Source organism: Escherichia sp. WS1152 (genome assembly GCF_046487665.1).
Taxonomy (GTDB): Bacteria; Pseudomonadota; Gammaproteobacteria; order Enterobacterales; family Enterobacteriaceae; genus Escherichia; species Escherichia coli.
The window spans coordinates 73,728-91,834 of sequence record NZ_JBJQJA010000013.1; the positions used below are offsets into that span (position 1 = coordinate 73,728).

At 54.5% G+C, this 18,107-nt stretch carries 14 protein-coding genes and 1 pseudogene; 13 read left to right on the forward strand and 2 right to left on the reverse strand.

The window, feature by feature from the left end; genetic code table 11:
- Positions 1 to 74: 74 nt before the first annotated feature.
- Together ACJHW7_RS18575 and ACJHW7_RS18580 are read right to left on the reverse strand one after the other, a co-directional pair.
- The gene (locus tag ACJHW7_RS18575; RefSeq protein ID WP_021556443.1) at positions 75 to 2,216 is read right to left on the reverse strand and encodes a type VI secretion system tip protein VgrG; all 2,142 of its coding nucleotides are present in this window, start codon (positions 2,214 to 2,216) and stop codon (positions 75 to 77) included.
- Positions 2,217 to 2,425: 209 nt separating this feature from the next.
- Positions 2,426 to 2,944: an Hcp family type VI secretion system effector gene (locus tag ACJHW7_RS18580; RefSeq protein ID WP_001142958.1), complete on the reverse strand. Its 519-nt coding sequence runs from the start codon at positions 2,942 to 2,944 to the stop codon at positions 2,426 to 2,428.
- 696 nt (positions 2,945 to 3,640) lie between these two features.
- On the opposite strand from ACJHW7_RS18580, the gene tssB reads away from it, so the two are divergent.
- The 13 genes and pseudogenes from tssB to tssA all read left to right on the forward strand — a co-directional run bounded on the left by tssB (position 3,641) and on the right by tssA (position 18,076).
- Positions 3,641 to 4,141, forward strand: coding sequence for a type VI secretion system contractile sheath small subunit (gene tssB / locus ACJHW7_RS18585; RefSeq protein WP_000037397.1), 501 nt, complete (start codon positions 3,641 to 3,643; stop codon positions 4,139 to 4,141).
- Between the two features lie 34 nt (positions 4,142 to 4,175).
- Entirely contained in the window at positions 4,176 to 4,400 is a 225-nt protein-coding gene (locus ACJHW7_RS18590; protein ID WP_000123970.1) for a hypothetical protein, read from the forward strand.
- A 50-nt stretch (positions 4,401 to 4,450) separates the two neighbouring features.
- Positions 4,451 to 5,926, forward strand: a complete 1,476-nt coding sequence (tssC, locus tag ACJHW7_RS18595) for a type VI secretion system contractile sheath large subunit (RefSeq protein ID WP_000056978.1) — start codon at positions 4,451 to 4,453, stop codon at positions 5,924 to 5,926.
- 6 nt (positions 5,927 to 5,932) lie between these two features.
- Positions 5,933 to 6,346, forward strand: coding sequence for a type VI secretion system baseplate subunit TssE (gene tssE, locus ACJHW7_RS18600; protein ID WP_040234514.1), 414 nt, complete (start codon positions 5,933 to 5,935; stop codon positions 6,344 to 6,346).
- Between the two features lie 3 nt (positions 6,347 to 6,349).
- Positions 6,350 to 8,200 (forward strand): type VI secretion system baseplate subunit TssF, encoded by a 1,851-nt coding sequence (gene tssF / locus ACJHW7_RS18605; RefSeq protein WP_000393832.1) that lies wholly within the window; start codon positions 6,350 to 6,352, stop codon positions 8,198 to 8,200.
- Positions 8,164 to 9,246 carry a type VI secretion system baseplate subunit TssG gene (tssG, locus tag ACJHW7_RS18610; RefSeq protein ID WP_000348793.1) on the forward strand — a complete coding sequence of 361 codons (1,083 nt, stop codon included), beginning with the start codon at positions 8,164 to 8,166 and terminating at the stop codon, positions 9,244 to 9,246. Before tssF ends, tssG begins: the two co-directional genes overlap by 37 nt.
- A 24-nt stretch (positions 9,247 to 9,270) precedes the next feature.
- Entirely contained in the window at positions 9,271 to 10,551 is a 1,281-nt protein-coding gene (gene tagH, locus ACJHW7_RS18615) for a type VI secretion system-associated FHA domain protein TagH (RefSeq protein ID WP_001113711.1), read from the forward strand.
- A complete protein-coding gene (tssJ, locus tag ACJHW7_RS18620) occupies positions 10,548 to 11,072 on the forward strand; it encodes a type VI secretion system lipoprotein TssJ (RefSeq protein WP_001080153.1) in 525 nt (174 codons plus the stop codon). The genes tagH and tssJ overlap by 4 nt, the downstream gene beginning before the upstream one ends.
- A gap of 2 nt (positions 11,073 to 11,074) precedes the next feature.
- A complete protein-coding gene (gene tssK / locus ACJHW7_RS18625) occupies positions 11,075 to 12,406 on the forward strand; it encodes a type VI secretion system baseplate subunit TssK (protein ID WP_000246440.1) in 1,332 nt (443 codons plus the stop codon).
- Positions 12,407 to 12,410: 4 nt separating this feature from the next.
- On the forward strand, positions 12,411 to 13,172 hold the full coding sequence (icmH, locus tag ACJHW7_RS18630) for a type IVB secretion system protein IcmH/DotU (RefSeq protein WP_000343294.1): 762 nt from the start codon (positions 12,411 to 12,413) through the stop codon (positions 13,170 to 13,172).
- 8 nt (positions 13,173 to 13,180) lie between these two features.
- A pseudogene (gene tssH, locus ACJHW7_RS18635) lies at positions 13,181 to 15,919 on the forward strand (type VI secretion system ATPase TssH).
- Entirely contained in the window at positions 15,916 to 16,659 is a 744-nt protein-coding gene (vasI, locus tag ACJHW7_RS18640; RefSeq protein WP_000088863.1) for a type VI secretion system-associated protein VasI, read from the forward strand. The pseudogene tssH and the gene vasI overlap by 4 nt, the downstream one beginning before the upstream one ends.
- A 4-nt stretch (positions 16,660 to 16,663) precedes the next feature.
- Positions 16,664 to 18,076 (forward strand): type VI secretion system protein TssA, encoded by a 1,413-nt coding sequence (gene tssA, locus ACJHW7_RS18645; RefSeq protein WP_040234512.1) that lies wholly within the window; start codon positions 16,664 to 16,666, stop codon positions 18,074 to 18,076.
- Positions 18,077 to 18,107: the final 31 nt, after the last annotated feature.

Genomic DNA, 18,107 nt, shown 5'->3' on the forward strand with positions numbered 1-18,107 from the left:
AATCAATTCCTTCTGCTTTTAATATGGTTTATCTGGTCACTGCACCAGTTCCGTTTTAATTTTTTGCACCTGACTCAAAATTGCCGCATATCCGGCATTCCGGGGGGTAAATCTTTCGGCACAGGCGCATCCGGTACAGGTTGTGTGGCACCACAGTTCCAGTTAATCACTGGCGCATCACCGTTCACATCCGACTCCCCTTCCAGATGAATGTGCGTACCATTGAGAAATATGCTTCCGTCCTTCGTCAGCACCAGCCTTGCCTTACCACAGCAGAGTTCAAGATGCTCACCGGCAGAATAAACTGCTGTTTGTCCGGTGTTTTCCTTCATTGTCTTGCCCACCGAGAAGGTGACGTTATTCCCTACATTGACGCTGTAGCCCATTCCCACCATCAGTGATTTATGCAGCCCTACCTGTGAGGACTGCAACAACGCCACCGAGGTATTCATAATGCCGCCTACCGTCGTCTGATACGCCACACCCACCGTCAGCGCACGAATGATCCCCACCTTTTCAACCTGGTTTGATCCCACTTTGATAATCTGGTTACTGCCTACCGTTTCCACCTGGTTGACACCAACCGTCTGTATCTGATTAACGCCAATGTTCTGGATCTGGTTATTGGTAACGGTGATCGCCTGGTTGTTACCTATTTTTTCGGCATGGTTGTTTATCACATCCGTGGTGCGGTTATTCAGCACCTCGGTGTTCATGTTCTTCTGCGCGTGGATGTAGACCTGTTCTTTCCCTGTCGCATCGTCAAACTTCAGTTCATTAAACCCGCTGCCCTTATAGGTTTTCGAACGAATGGTCATCTGCGTCTTTGTTCCCGGCAGGCTGCCGGGTGTGCGGTTTTCCTGGTGGTAGGTGCGCCCCATAATGATCGGCTGGTCCGGATCGCCGTTGAGGAAGTCCACAATCACCTCCTGACCCACGCGCGGTATCGCAAGGTTACCGAATCCGGTGCCTGCCCACGCCTGTGCCACACGGATCCAGCATGAACTGTCCTGGTTTGACGGGTTATAGCGGTCCCAGTTAAATTTCACCCGCACGCGGCCATGTTCATCACAGAAGATTTCCTCGCCTGCCGGTCCCGTCACGACGGCGCTCTGCGGGCCGTCCACCAGCGGTTTCAGCAACGGCTGTGGTCGCCATGTCCGGTCTGCCGGGATTACCGCAAAATGGTTATCCAGCGTGGTGCCTGAACCCCTGCGTCCCGGTACCGCCTGCGGCTGTTCGCCGTGAAGATCGCTCGCCACCACCTGCCATTCCCGGTTCAGGTTCGCCTGCGGATGCCCCGTCAGCACAATTCGCCGTCCCGGCCATATCTCCGGCGAACGGCTTGTTCCGCGCGCCACTTCTGCGTTGTTGCGCCAGCCATCCATCTGCCAGCGGGCAAAGTTCTGCCCGTGGGCACCCTTGAAACGTCCGGGGTAGTCATACACTTCATACTGTGTGCGCTGGTAATCCTGGTACTGGCCTTCCTGATCAAAACGCCCTGCCCAGCCGGGTCGTTTAAAGGTGTAGTCTTTGGTCACCACGGAAGAAGGGCGGATTTGTGCGCTGTAGCGAAACTGGCTGATGCAGAGGGTGCTTACCTCGGTACGGGTGTTCGGATTCCAGGGGATCTCAAAGGACTCCGGCAGATAACGCACGGTATCGCACAGGACCAGGCTCTGGTCGGTACTTTTTTGCGCGTGCTCCTCATAAAAGAAGATGCCTTCCTCCGCCGCCATCCGGCACAGGAAATCGTAATCAGTCTCACCGTACTGGACACAAAACTCACGGGAAGGATGTGGCTCGCTGAACAGCGGGCTCCACTCGGTCACCCCGTTTTCCTGCAATATCGTGCCGAGGATGCTTTCGATGTCCTCATTCTGGAAGATACGGAAGTTCTGGCGCAGCCCTGTGCGCCACAGCGGCGGGCATACCTTCATGCTGTACAGCTTCTGGTTTTTGTCGTTCTCCCCCAGTTCAAACCAGGTCACCACACCTTTCACCCGGCGCTGTACGTCATCGCCCTGCCATATCGTCAGGTAGGCCATTTTGTCGAGGATCTGCTGGAATTCAAGGGAGAGAAACTGCTGGCTGACCAGAGAGAGATCGAGGGAAAAAAGCGAAGAGAGTGACTGGTTCAGATGAAAGGAGACCACCGCAAAAGCATCCGGTGGCAGGCCGTCCACTTCCAGCGTGAAACGTAATCCGGTTGACATAGCAACCTCCGGGGTTAAGGAAAAACAGACAGTTCGCTGTTAAAGCGGCTGTGACAGTACAGTGTTACGCTTGCGTTCAGGCACGCTACCGCCGAAGTTTCCGGCAGCCGCCATCTCCCGTGAACGTAACCCCTTACTGACAACCTTTCTTTCTACGGCGTAATACAAAAACAGCATCCGGCCTGATAGCCGGATGCTGTTGGCTTAACTTATGCTTCCAGCGGTGCGCGCCAGTCGTCGGCACCGGAGGTGCCAGATTTGACGTGTTCCCATTCAATTTTGCGGTAGGCCAGTGAAACTTCGAGCAACTGGGTGAACTCGCGTTTCGCCGGGTCCTGGCAATGCGGCATATGCAGTTTCATATCGACAATCGTCGAATCAGTCAGGCGGGTAGTGAAATAATGCTCCTGTTTGCCTTCCACAGAGGTACGCCACCAGTGAAGTTCAGTGGTTGGCAGCATTTCGCCGGAGGCCAGTGCGTTGTACATCAGCGGAACCGCTTTGTTCAGCGCCACGGTAAAAATGAAAGGCTTGTGAGCACGCTGACCCGCAGGCTGACCGGACTGAGGATCGGTCGGGACAGTAACGTTATGCAGGAATTCCTGCACCAGCATCTCGTCTTCGTGCCCCTGCACATAGATGTTGCCGACAGAATCAGCGGTAAATGCACCTGCAGTAATATTTCCCTGGGTCTGACCAGTGATGGAGATATAACACGGTGTTGGCATTTGTAAACTCCTTGTTAACGTGGTTAATTACTACTTACAATGACCTGCCGTTAATCCCAGGCAGGCAGATGCAGCTCACTTCACGGAACCGCATCATTTTTCAGTATTTTTTACATACAAACCGAGCTAGAATTTACGGTTGTCGTAAAAACTATTTTTAAAATCATTAAATCTCTTATTCAGCAATAACTTAATAATATATATCTGGATAACCATACCCAACTGTTCAAAGTCCGTATTGCCTCCATAAAATGGCCAAAGCTGAATCATGAATAAATATTGTATTTATCCTTTCTGAATTATCATTTTGATAATTTTTGAGATATTCCTTAAAAATACCCACTTAATCAATCACAAAACAAATATATAAACAAGCAATCATTAGATTAGCTTATGTTTAATAAAATTATTATATAATTCAATAAGATACATAAAAAACTCTATATTTAAATTATTGCCATAATACACCTGACGCGAATTGCACAGGTTCATACAATCTATTTAACGCTTGCAGAATACCCCTCTTTACGATCGATAAAAAGTCCTTTTATTATTTATTTTGAAGCGTAAAATGCGGGGTGATGAAGGAGTGGTGATTTTATTTTCACCGCCATCAAGGCGGCATTTCCGATATTTTTTGCGGTACGAATATGCCGTGTTCATGGCCTGTACGAGATAACATGACGGATCACTTTTATGAGCAAAAAATTTGAAGGCAGCGTCGCGCCTCGCGAACGTATTAATATATCGTATGTCCCAAAAACAGATGGCCAGACGGCTGAAGTGGAACTTCCGCTTAACATGCTCGTTGTCGGCGATACCGGAAATACGCAGGAAACATCCTCACTGGATGAACGTCAGGCAGTTTCCGTTAACAAGCACAATTTCGGTGCAGTGATGGCTGAAGCAGCCATTGGCCTCAATTTTACCGTCCCCGCCACGCTGAAGGGAAGCACAACGGACGATGAGCTGAATGTGGCGCTGAATATCAAGTCACTGGATGATTTTTCACCAGATAGCGTGGCCCGGCAGGTTCCGGAAGTGAATAAATTGCTGGAACTGCGTGAAGCACTGACTGCACTGAAGGGGCCGATGGGTAACCTTCCGGCATTCCGTACCCAGCTCCAGGCATTGCTGGAAAATGAAGAGTCCCGCGAGCAGTTGCTCAAAGAAATCGGCCAGGTGAGCAATAAATAACCACCACTATTTCATTAAACAGGGTTATCCAGGCATGACGGCACACAAAAATATCTCCGGGACATACCACCTCTCTGTTGCAGACATTCTGCAGGTGGTTTACCAGGTATGTTTCAGCCCGTCCGTTGAAATCAACCAGGATGGTGTGGCTGCGCTGATTACAACACTGGATCGCCGTATCAGTGATCTATTGGATGAGATTATCCATTTTTGTGAGTTTCAGCAGAGCGCGTCGCACTGGCAGCGCGTACTTCACTGACGGCGAAAAGCCGGTTTCAGAAACACAGCTAAAACAGAAGGATTTTCAGTATGTCTTTACAGGAAGAGGAACTCGTTTCCAGTCATGCCGGGCAGCCTGAGCAGGCATCGTCGCTGCTTGATCAAATCATGGCACAGACCCGTATTCAGCCCGGTTCGGAAGGTTATGACGTTGCCCGCCAGGGTGTGACAGCCTTTATTGCCAGCATCCTGCAATCCACTGCATCTGCCGAACCGGTCAATAAACTGGCCGTGGACAGCATGATTGCAGATATTGATGAACGCATCAGCCGCCAGATGGATGTCATCATCCATGCGCCTGCCTTTCAGCAGGTCGAGTCGTTCTGGCGCTCACTGAAAACCATGGTGGATCGCGTTGATTTCCGTGAAAACATCAAGGTCAACGTGCTTCATGTCACCAAGCAGGAACTTCTGGAAGACTTTGAGTTTGCGCCAGAAATTATTCAGTCCGGATTTTATAAGCACGTTTATTCGTCCGGTTTCGGACAGTTTGGCGGTGAACCCATCGCTGCCGTGCTGGGCGCTTATGAGTTCAAAAATACCGCGCCTGACATGAAACTGCTGCAATACGTCAGTGCCGTGGGCGCAATGGCGCACGCACCGTTCCTGTCCTCCGTTTCCCCGGAGTTTATGGGGCTGAACTCGTGGACCGAACTGCCTAATATCAAAGATCTTTATGCCATCTTTGAAGGTCCGGCCTACACCAAATGGCGCGCCCTGCGTGACTCGGAAGATTCGCGCTATTTAGGGCTTACGGCACCCCGCTTCCTGCTTCGCCAGCCCTATTCACCAACAGATAACCCTGTTAAGAACTTTAACTATTACGAAGATGTCAGCCAGAACCACGAAGATTATCTGTGGGGTAATACGGCCTGGATGCTGGCATGCAATATCGCAGACAGTTTTGCCAAATACCGCTGGTGTCCAAACATTATCGGTCCGCAAAGCGGCGGCGCAGTGAAAGATCTGCCGGTGCATCTGTTCGAAACGATGGGGCAGATTCAGGCCAAAATCCCAACCGAGGTGCTGGTCACCGATCGCCGCGAATTTGAACTGGCTGAAGAGGGTTTTATCACCCTTACCATGCGTAAAGACTCTGATAATGCAGCCTTTTTCTCTGCAAACTCGGTACAAAAACCGAAGCACTTTCCGGGAAAAGATGCAGAAACCAACTATAAGCTGGGTACGCAGCTTCCTTATCTCTTCATCATCAATCGGTTAGCGCACTACATCAAGGTGTTGCAGCGTGAACAACTGGGGTCATGGAAAGAAAGGAGCGACTTAGAAAGAGAGCTTAATACCTGGATCCGTCAGTATGTTGCCGACCAGGAAAACCCGCCTGCAGACGTGCGCAGCCGCAAACCTCTGCGCGCTGCCAAAGTTGAGGTTATGGATGTAGAAGGCGAACCCGGCTGGTACCAGGTTGCGCTAAGCGTGAGACCTCATTTTAAATTTATGGGGGCAAATTTTGAGCTTTCCCTGGTTGGCCGGTTAGACAGGGAGTAACACACCATGTTACCGAATCGGGAAAGAACCACAGGTTCTCTTTTTGAGCGTATGGAAGCCTCTTCGGCCAGAAACCGGCAGGGAGGCAGTATTCATTCGCTCAGGCAATCCATTCGCCAGAACCTACGAAACATTCTTAATACCCGGTCCGGTAGTTGCCGGGGTGCGCCTGAGCTGGGCATTGATGAACCGGAAGGGGCTGAAAACTTCCGCGAATCCATGAGTCGGGCCATCGAGCAATGTATAGAACGCTATGAACCCCGGATCTCACACGCTGAAGTGCAGGCAGTGGTTTCATCCGCCTCCAGCCCGCTGGATATGACGTTTCATATTACAGCCTGGGTGACATTTAACGAAACGCATGAGGTGCTTGAATTTGATATGGCACCGAATGGCAGCCAGCATTACCGGGTGGACTGACAAATGGAATTTGAAGAACGCTATTTTCGGGAAGAACTCGATTACCTGCGCCAGCTTAGCAAGCTGCTGGCAACGGAAAAACCCCATCTGGCCCGCTTCCTGGCCGAAAAAGATGCGGATCCGGATATTGAACGCCTGCTGGAAGGGGTGGCTTTTCTTACCGGCAATCTCCGCCAGAAAATTGAGGATGAATTCCCAGAACTGACGCACGGGCTTATTAAGATGCTATGGCCTAATTACCTGCGTCCGGTTCCGGCAATGACCCTTATTGAATATACGCCGGATATGGATAAGTCTTCTGTACCGGTGTTAATCCCCCGTAATGAGCAGTTTACAACCAACGCCGGGGAAATCAGAGTTGATGAAGTGCTGCCCTCTGATGCTAAAAAGGAGGAGCCGCCTCCCTGTACCTTCACCCTCTGCCGGGATATCTGGCTGCTGCCCGTTCGCCTGGAGCAGATTGAAAACCGCAGTACGACCCGTAATGGTGTTATCAACATCACCTTTTCGGTCGCACCGGGAACGGACTTCCGCACGCTGGATCTGAACAAACTTCGCTTCTGGCTCGGCAATGACGACAACTATACCCGTGACCAGCTTTATTTATGGTTCTGCGAATACTTGCAGGGTGCCGACCTGACTATGGGTGAACAGCATATTCGCCTGCCTGAGTTTATGCTAAAAGCTGTCGGTTTTGAGCCGCAGGATGCCATGCTGCCCTGGCCGAAAAACGTCCACAGCGGCTACCGGATCCTTCAGGAGTATTTCTGTTACCCCGATGCGTTTCTCTTTTTTGATCTTTGTGGTTGTCCGGCTTTGCCTGACGGATTGCAGGCGGAATTCTTTACCCTGCAACTGCGTTTTTCGCGCCCTTTGCCCGTGGACATCCGGCTGCGCCGCGATTCCCTGCGCCTGTATTGCGCACCTGCCATTAATTTATTTATCCACCATGCAGAAGCCATCACGCTGGACAACCGGCGGGCAGACTATCCGCTGGTTCCCAGCCGCCATTACCCACAACATTACGATGTATTTTCCGTTAACAGTGTGGTGAGCCAGGTCCAGGATATGTTCAGGAAAAAAGATCTGGGGCGTCCTGTTTCGACGCAGGCCGCGCGCCAGTGGCCAGCCTTTGAAAGTTTCAGCCATCAGATGGAATACAGCCGGAAGCGGGAAGTGGTGTACTGGCATCACCGGACCAAAACATCCCTGTTCCATCGCGGCTTTGATCATACCCTTGCCTTTATACATGCTGATGGCAGTTATCCGTCAGACGAATCTCTGCTCAGTAATGAAGTGGTTTCGGTATCGCTGACCTGTACCAACCGTGAGCTTCCGTCACAAATTCGTTCCGGCGATATCACCGGCACAACCGGTAAAAATGCGGCTGTTGCTTCCTTTCGCAACATTACCCGCCCGACGCAACCACTCTGGCCGGTCATTGATGGCAGCCTGCACTGGTCCCTGCTCTCCGCCATGAACCTGAATTATCTGTCATTACTGGATACGGACGCGCTGAAGCAGGTCATCGCCAACTTTGATCGCCACGCAATCCACCATCCGCAGACGGCGCGGCTGTCACAACAAAAGCTGGATGCCATTGAGCGTCTGGAGACCCGCCCCGTTGATCGCCTGTTTACGGGTATTCCCGTCCGGGGACTGGCCTCCACGCTGTATCTGCACCCGGAGCCGTTTGTCTGTGAAGGGGAAATGTATCTGCTCGGTACGGTGCTTTCGCATTTTCTGTCGCTGTACGCCAGCGTTAACTCATTCCACATGCTGACCGTTGTGAACACAGAAAGCCAGGAGACATGGAAATGGACGGAAAGAATCGGGCAGCATCCTCTTATCTGAGTCCGGGAAATCCCCCGGCAGATAAAGAGCAGAATGATCCGCTGGCACAGGTTTTCCATAATGCCTGCTCTTACAATTTTTTTGCGATGGCGGAGCTGTTGCACCGCCTGGCAAAGGGTGAAAAGGGGACGCCAGAATTATCCCTGCGCGACGATCCGGCACAGGAAACCCTGCGTTTCAGCGCCGATGCCAGCCTTGCCTTCCCGTGCAGTGATATCAGTGCGCTGAAACGGGATACGTCAGGGGCATTCAGGATGACCACCACCTTTATGGGGTTACAGGGGAGCCAGTCGCCTCTCCCCGGTTATTACCTCGATCACCTGGCCTGGAAAGCGGTACATGAACAAAGTCCGGTAGGTGATTTTCTGGATATGTTCAGCCACCGCCTGACCCAGTTTGTCTGGCATATCTGGCGTAAGTACCGCTATCACATCAGTTTTCGTAACGGCGGTGTGGATGCGTTCTCGCAGCGCATGTACTCCCTTGTCGGGCTGGGCCACCGCCAGCTTCGCGATAAGCTGGCGATTAATCACAGCAAAATGCTGGCGTATTCCGGGATCCTGGCAAATCCGGGACGATCCCCGGAAATTATCTGTGGCCTGGTGTCCCACTGCTTTGATTTGTCAGAAGTGACGCTGCAAAACTGGCAACGTCGCAAGGTGGATATTGAACCGGATCAGCAAAATAGTCTGGGGAGCTATTCTCTTAAAAATGGCGAAAAACTGGCGGGAAGATCGGTACTGGGCAACTTTGTTCTGGGTACACGAGTGCCCGATCTCAGCGGAAAATTCCAGCTCAGTATTACCAGCCTGACCCGAAAACAGTTCCTCTCTTTTCTGCCGTCCGGCGAAAACTTCCTGCCACTGACGATGTTCGTGTCCTTCATCCTGCGCGATCAGCTTGCCTGGGACTTACATCTGGGGCTGGCGCCGGAGCAGGTGGGCGCAATGCGCCTGGGCGATAACAAAAGTGCGCTGCTGGGCTGGACCAGCTTCCTCGGCACACCGGAAGAACGACCCTCAGTCACCATCAGGGTACGGTCGTAAATTATGATAATCACGGAGCAGAATATGCCGGAAGAGAAACTACAGACGCTTTCATTGCAGGTCATTAACGGCAGTGAGCTGGAAAGCGGGCGGGCGGCGCGCTGTCTGTTCACACAGCAGGGAAATGTCGGCCATGGCCCCGAATGCCACTGGTCGGTACAGGATCGTCAGCAGAGCATTCCGGCCCAGGCTTTTACCGTTATCCTGCACGATGGCACATTTTGTCTACGCCCGCAGACGGCACAACTGTGGCTGAATCAGGCAAAAGTCACAGCAACATCAGACCTGATACAGTTGCGCCAGGGCGATGAGATCCAGATCGGACGGCTGATGGTGAGGGTTCATCTGAACCGGGGAGATATTCCCCATTACGATGAGGAAATGGCCACTCCCGAAACCATCGTTACCAATCGCGATATGCTCACGGATACCCTGCTATCAACGGAGGGTGCGCCACACTATCCGGGAATGACTCACCGGCACCAGCTTGCAGACACCGTGGTAAACGGTTTTTCTGCCGATCCACTCCAGGCACTTCAGTCCGAAAGCCTGATTACCACGGGCGATCCGCTTTCAGGCATTGCGGCTGTCCGGCCATCGGCACCGCTGTCCGATCCGGCAAGTAATGGGGGGATCAATACTCCGTTTATGGATCTGCCGCCCATTTATGCCAGCCCTGGCGATCATAATGATGACATCTCTGCGGCAGAAATGGCGCAACGCCACCTTGCGGTCACCCCCTTACTGCGCGGTCTTGGCGGCTCGCTTACCGTGAGCAATTCCGACGATGCGGATGATTTTCTGGAGGAGGCCGGACGAACGTTACAGGCCGCAATAAAAGGTCTGCTCGATTTGCAGCAGCAGCGTAACAGCCTCTCAGACAAACATTTGCGCCCGCTGGAAGATAACCCGCTGCGCCTGAACATGGATTACGCCACCGCGCTCGACGTGATGTTTGCCGAAGGTAAAAGCCCGGTACATCTGGCGGCTCCCGCCGCCGTCAGTGAAAGCCTGCGCAATGTCCGCCACCACGAAGAAGCTAACCGGGCGGCGATTGTGGAGTCGCTTCGTGTCCTGCTGGATGCTTTCTCACCACAAAATCTGCTGCGCCGCTTTGTGCAGTACCGCCGCAGCCATGAACTGCGCCAGCCGCTGGATGATGCCGGAGCATGGCAAATGTACAGCCATTATTACGAAGAACTGGCCTCCGATCGCCAGCAGGGGTTTGAGATGCTGTTTAACGAGGTCTACGCCCAGGTCTATGACCGGGTGCTTCGTGAAAAACAGCGGGAGCCGGAAGCATGAACAGGAAGGCGTTTCTGGCCTGCGTGCTGATGTGCGTCATATTAACCGGCTGCGAAACGGCGAAAAAAATCAGCGAGGTGATCAAAAACCCGGATATCCAGGTCGGGAGCCTGAAGGAGCAACCTTCGGAAATAACCGTCACCCTGCTGACTGAACCGGACACCAATACCAATGCGGAGGGTGAATCAGCCGCCGTGGATGTGCAACTGGTGTACCTGACTGACGACTCAAAATTGCAGGCAGCCGACTATGACCAGATAGCCAGTACGCCGCTACCGGATGTGCTGGGTAAAAACTATATCGACCACCAGGATTTCAACCTGTTGCCGGACACCATCAAAACCCTGCCGCCGATAAAGCTGGATGAGAAAACGCAGTTTATTGGTGTCGTGGCCTATTTCTCCGATGACCAGGCCACTGAATGGAAACAAATCGAGACGGTGGAAGGAACCGGCCACCATTACCGCCTGCTGGTGCATGTACGTCAAAGCAGCATCGAAATGAAAAAAGAGGATGAATAATTATGGCAACCACCCGCAACAAGGTGATGTGGCAGGAAGGGATGCTGATGCGCCCACACCATTTCCAGCAACAGCAGCGTTACAACGACTACCTGGATAACCAGCGTTTCCGGGCCATGAATGATTTATCCTGGGGATTTACCGAACTCACCCTCAACAATGAACTGCTGGCGCAGGGTAAGATCATGATTGACAGCGCGTCAGGCACACTGCCTGACGGCACCGTCTTTTCTATCCCCGACCAGGACGCACTGCCCGATCCGCTGCACCCGCAAAATTTTCCGGACGAAAGAAGCCGCAATATTTACCTCGCTCTGCCGGTCGCCAGTGATGTGAGAAATGAAATCAGCGACGGGCGGCGAATCGGGCGTTACCGGCTGAATTATGCCGATGTCCGGGATCTGCATTCAGAAGAAGGCGACGCGCGAACACTGACGCTGGGACAACTGACGCCGCGCATTATGAGCGGTGCAGAAGATATGAGTGCCTATATTACGCTCCCGCTTTGCCGTATCAGCGATCGCCATGCCGACGGCTCCCTGACGCTGGATGACGATTTTATCCCCTCCTGCCAGAATATTCAGGTCAGTAAGAAACTGCGTGTTTATCTCAAAGAGGTACAGGGGGCCATTGGCGGACGGGCAAGCGATCTGGCAAACCGTATTGGCTCTCCGGCGCAGAGCGGCATCGCGGATGTGGCGGAATTTATGATGTTGCAGTTGCTTAACCGTAACCAGACCAGGTTTACCCATCGCGCCCGCCGATCCCAGCTCCACCCGGAAGATTTCTACCTTGATCTTGCCGGGTTGCTGGGTGAACTGATGACCTTTACAGAGCCGTCACGCCTGCCCTGCCCGCTTGATGTGTATGATCATCATGACCTGACCAAAACATTTAAAACACTGTTACCGGAAGTCAAACGGGCGCTGCATACCGTACTGTCGCCAAGAGCGGTCAATCTGCCGCTGCATCTGCGTGACGGCATCTGGCAGGCCGATGTTCATGACTCGGAACTGCTACAGTCTGCCACCTTTGTACTGGCCGTGGCAGCAAATATGCCTGTCGATCAGATCCAGCGTCAGTTTATCCAGCAGTCGAAAATTTCCTCGCCGGAAAAAATCCGCAATATGGTCAGTGTGCAGATCCCGGGTATTCCTCTGCGCGCACTGATGGTGGCCCCCCGCCAGCTTCCCTACCATTCCGGGTTCAGCTATTTCGAACTCGACAAGAGCGGCCAGGCCTGGACAGAAATGGCTGCCGCCGGGGCCGTTGCACTGCATGTATCCGGCAGTTTCCCGGATCTGAACATGCAACTGTGGGCGATAAGAGGGTAAGACGATGGATGAGGGGTCACTGTCTCTGCCACCATTTACCGGATACGACGAAAAAAGCCTGCGCGACTACCATCTCGCGCTTCGTGGCAACAGCCTGAATCCGATGATCGACGCGGCGACGCCGCTACTCGGTATGGTAATGCGCCTTTCCACCATGAACAGCCAGACGATGCCGGAGCATCTTTTTGCTCAGGTGGTGACAGATGTTCAGGCCGTGGAGCAACTGCTTCAGGAACAGGGCTACGAACCGGGCGTGATTATCTCGTTTCGCTACATCCTCTGCACGTTTATTGATGAAGCGGCGCTCGGTAACGGCTGGTCGAACAAGAACGAGTGGATCAAGCAGTCATTGCTGGTCCATTTCCACAACGAAGCCTGGGGTGGCGAGAAAGTTTTCATCCTGCTGGAGCGCCTGATCCGTGAACCCAAACGTTACCAGGATCTGCTGGAATTTCTCTGGCTCTGTTTTTCTCTGGGATTTCGCGGGCGCTACAAAGTGGCAGTACAGGATCAGGGGGAATTTGAGCAGATCTACCGCCGTCTGTACCACGTTCTGCATAAACTGCGCGGCGATGCCCCTTTCCCGCTGTTACACCAGGACAAAAAAACCCAGGGCGGGCGTTATCAGCTCATCAGTCGCCTGACTGTTAAACATATTTTTTGTGGTGGCGTTGTCGTGCTGGCGTTGTTTTACCTGTTCTATCTGTTGCGGCTGGACAGCCAGACGCAGGACATCCTGCACCAGCTAAACAAATTACTTCGATAAGGACGTTTATGATCCAGATTGATCTTCCCACGCTGGTAAAACGGCTGAACCTGTTCTCCCGCCAGGCGCTGGAGATGGCCGCCTCAGAATGTATGAGCCAGCAGGCAGCGGAAATTACCGTCAGCCATGTGCTTATTCAGATGCTCGCCATGCCACGCAGTGACCTGCGGGTTATTACCCGCCAGGGCGATATTGGCATGGAAGAGTTGCGCCAGGCGTTGACGGTAGAGAACTACACAACCGCCCGTTCTGCGGACAGCTACCCGGCGTTTTCCCCGATGCTGGTTGAGTGGCTTAAAGAGGGCTGGCTGCTGGCGTCGGCTGAGATGCAGCACAGCGAACTGCGCGGCGGCGTGTTGCTGCTGGCCTTGCTGCATTCGCCGCTGCGTTATATACCGCCTGCTGCCGCCCGGCTGTTGACCAGCATTAACCGTGACCGTCTGCAACAGGACTTTGTGCAGTGGACACAGGAGTCGGCGGAATCAGTCGTGCCGGATGCAGACGGTAAAGGCGCAGGCACACTGACGGACGCCTCTGACACCCTGCTTGCCCGCTACGCCAAAAACATGACAGAAGACGCCCGTAACGGCAGGCTAGACCCAGTACTGTGCCGCGACCACGAAATCGACCTGATGATCGACATTCTCTGCCGCCGCCGTAAAAACAACCCGGTGGTGGTGGGCGAAGCAGGCGTGGGTAAAAGCGCGCTGATTGAAGGGCTGGCACTGCGCATCGTGGCAGGCCAGGTGCCGGACAAACTGAAAAACACCGATATCATGACCCTTGACCTGGGCGCATTGCAGGCCGGGGCATCGGTGAAGGGTTAGTTTGAAAAACGCTTCAAGGGGCTGATGGCGGAGGTCATTTCCTCTCCGGTGCCGGTCATTCTGTTTATCGACGAAGCGCATACCCTGATTGGCGCGGGCAACCAGCAGGGCGGGCTGGATATCTCCAACCTGCTCAAACCGGCGCTGGCGCGCGGCGAGCTGAAAACCATCGCCGCCACCACCTGGAGCGAGTACAAAAAATACTTCGAGAAAGACGCCGCCCTGTCGCGCCGCTTCCAGTTGGTGAAGGTCAGCGAACCCAACGCCGCCGAAGCCACCATTATTCTGCGTGGTCTGTCGGCGGTCTATGAACAGTCTCACGGCGTCCTGATTGATGATGACGCCTTGCAGGCCTCTGCGACATTAAGTGAGCGTTATCTCTCCGGGCGTCAGTTGCCGGACAAAGCGATTGATGTGCTGGATACCGCCTGCGCCCGTGTGGCCATCAACCTGTCATCGCCACCGAAGCAAATCTCGGCGTTGACCACCCTGAGCCACCAGCAGGAGGCGGAAATTCGCCAGCTTGAGCGCGAGCTTCGCATCGGGCTGCGTACCGACACTTCACGGATGACTGAGGTGCTGGTGCAGTACGATGAAACGCTGACGGCGCTGGATGAACTGGAAGCGGCCTGGCACCAGCAGCAGACGCTGGTACGGGAAATTATCGCGCTGCGCCAGCTATTGCTGGGTGTGACAGAGGACACAGATGCCGTAGTGGATACGCCGCCAGAGTCAGAACAGGATAATACCGGTACCGCACCGGCTGATGATGCGGGCAGTACACAGCCGGAAGAGACCGCTGAAACAGTTTCCCCGGTACAGCGGCTGGCCCAGCTCACTGCCGAACTGGACGCCCTGCATAACGACCGGTTGCTGGTCTCCCCGCACGTCGATAAAAAACAGATTGCGGCGGTGATTGCCGAATGGACCGGCGTGCCGCTCAACCGCCTGTCGCAGAATGAAATGTCGGTCATCACCGACCTGCCGAAATGGCTGGGCGACACCATCAAAGGCCAGGACCTGGCGATTGCCAGCCTGCATAAGCATCTACTGACCGCACGCGCCGACCTGCGTCGTCCGGGACGCCCGCTCGGTGCGTTCCTGCTGGCTGGCCCCAGCGGTGTGGGTAAAACCGAAACCGTCCTGCAACTGGCAGAGCTGCTCTACGGCGGTCACCAGTACCTGACCACCATCAATATGTCCGAATTCCAGGAGAAACACACCGTCTCGCGGCTGATTGGTTCGCCTCCGGGCTACGTTGGCTACGGTGAAGGCGGCGTACTGACCGAAGCGATTCGCCAGAAACCCTACTCGGTAGTACTGCTCGATGAAGTGGAAAAAGCGCACCCGGATGTGCTCAACCTGTTCTACCAGGCGTTCGATAAGGGCGAAATGGCAGACGGTGAAGGCCGCCTGATTGACTGCAAAAATATCGTCTTCTTCCTGACGTCCAACCTCGGCTACCAGGTAATAGTCGAGCATGCCGATGACCCGGAAACCATGCAGGAAGTACTGTATCCGGTGCTGGCCGACTTCTTCAAACCTGCCCTGCTGGCGCGTATGGAAGTGGTGCCGTATCTGCCGCTGTCGAAAGAGACGCTCGCCACCATTATCGCCGGGAAACTGGCCCGTCTGGATAACGTGCTGTGCAGTCGCTTTGGTGCAGAAGTGGTCATTGAACCGGAAGTGACGGACGAAATCATGAGCCGCGTCACCCGCGCGGAAAACGGCGCGAGGATGCTGGAATCGGTCATCGATGGCGACATGCTACCGCCGCTCTCGCTGCTGCTGTTGCAGAAAATGGCGGCTAACACGGCGATTGCCCGGATTCGGTTGTCGGCAGTGGACGGCGCATTTACGGCAGACGTGGAAGATGCTCAGAACGACGAGTCCGTCACAAAGGATGAAACGGTTTTATGAGCAGGTTGCGCGTTTTCCGGCAGACAGGATGGTTTATCGCGGGCCTGATGACGGGCTTACCCGCCACTGCCGCGCCCGCAGAAGCATCGTCAATGGCCGGTGTGGCGGTCGCCGTCGCCACCACGACCCCGCCGGATGCGACAGCCACGTTACAGGCCATGCAGTCCTGTCGGCGGGAGTCCGCGGCGCTGGAGCGGCTTGACTGCTATGACCGCCTGCTGGCACCGCTGTCCCCGTCAGGGTTTGACGGGGCGCTGGTCAAAGCCGGTTTTGTGGGCGAGGCCTGGACCCGCGCCACAGAGCAGGAAAAACGCCGCGAGGGCAACACCACAGAACTGCTGGTGACGCAGGTGCCGGGGGAGCGCCCGACGGTGGTGATAACCACCCCGGCTATCGGCCATGTTCCGCCGCGCCCGGTGCTGATGTTCAGTTGCGTGGACAATATCACCAGGATGCAGGTGGCGCTGATGCACCCTCTGGATGTCCATGATATCGCCGTCACTCTGAATGCCGACAGCCGGGCATTGCGCAGCCACTGGTTTGTGCGCGAGAACGGCACCCTGCTGGAGTCCAGCCGGGGGCTGTCCGGGATTGATGAAATTAAGCAACTGTTCGGCGCAAAAACGCTGACAGTGGATACCGGCGCAGATAACGCCGCAGGAAAGCTGACCTTTAACATTGACGGGCTGGCAAGGGCGATTGCCCCCCTGCGCGATGCCTGCCACTGGGCGGGAGAATAAAAATATGGCAATGGACTTACGCGATCCGAATGTCTGGATATCGCACCTGCTGGAAAACCTGCCAGAAGAAAAACTGGCATCGGCGCTGAAAGATGACAACCCGGACTGGGAGTATATCGACGGCGAAATCGTCAAACTGGGATCTCTGGCCCACAGTCAACTGGATATCCCGGAACTCCAGCGCCGGGGGCTGGTCATTCTGGCTTCGGAGAGTAAGGACTTTCGTCTGCTGGCGCATCTGCTGAGAACCCTGCAACACGCCGGTGATCCTCATCTCGCATTGCGCCTGCTGGCGCTGTATGTGGAGCATTACTGGTCGGTGGCTGCGCCGCAGAATATGGCACATAAAAAACGCTTTGCCAGCCAGGTCATTAAACGCTTTGAAACAGGTATTGAAGGCTTTTCACAGAACGCCGCCACAGCGCAGCGCGACGCACTGTCAGGGGAACTGGCGAAACTGGCGCAGTGCTGGCAGTCACATAACGCCCCGGAACTGGCACTGGCTACCGATGATCTTTTTGCCCTGTACCAGCGTGCGTTTAATCGTGCGGCACCGGCTCCTGCCCCCACTCCGGCGGCCTCCGATAGTTCACCACAGACCACCGCCACGTCTGAAAGCGGCGTGACGCAACCCAGTGCTCCGACTCCCCAAATCGCCATCGACAGTCACGACGACAAAGCCTGGCGCGACACGCTGTTAAAAGTGGCGGCTATTTTATGTGAACGCCAGCCGGACTCGCCGCAGGGCTATCGCCTGCGCCGCCATGCCCTGTGGCAATCCATCACCAGTACACCCCAGGCGGAAAGCGATGGACGTACCCCATTGGCTGCGGTCTCTGCCGATATGGTGGCGGATTACCAGTCCCGGCTTGCCAGCGCGGATATGGCGCTGTGGCAGCAGGTTGAGAAAAGCGTATTGCTGGCTCCTTACTGGCTGGACGGTCACTGTCTTTCTGCACAGACGGCACTGCGTCTGGGTTACAAACAGGTGGCAGACACCATCCGCGATGAGGTCATCCGCTTCCTTGAGCGTCTGCCCCAGCTTACCGGGCTGCTGTTTAATGACCGCACACCGTTTCTCAGTGAGCAGACGAAACAATGGCTGGCTGCTTCGCCCGACGGCAAAGTTGCACCGGTTGCGCAAATCGGTGAGGAATCGCAGGCAGCCAGAGCCTGTTTTGCTGGGCAGGGTCTGGAGGCGGCGCTGCGATATCTGGACATGCTACCCGAAGGCGATCCCCGCGATCAGTTTCACCGCCAGTACCTTGCCGCACAGTTGACGGAGGAGGCGGGGCTGATACAGCTTGCGCAGCAACAGTACCGGATGTTGTTGATGATAGGGAGTCAGATGATGGTGTCTGACTGGGAGCCATCATTACTTACGCAGCTTGAACAAAAATTCACGGCAGAACAATAAGCGATAACAGGAGTTTTTGTGTTCAGATTAC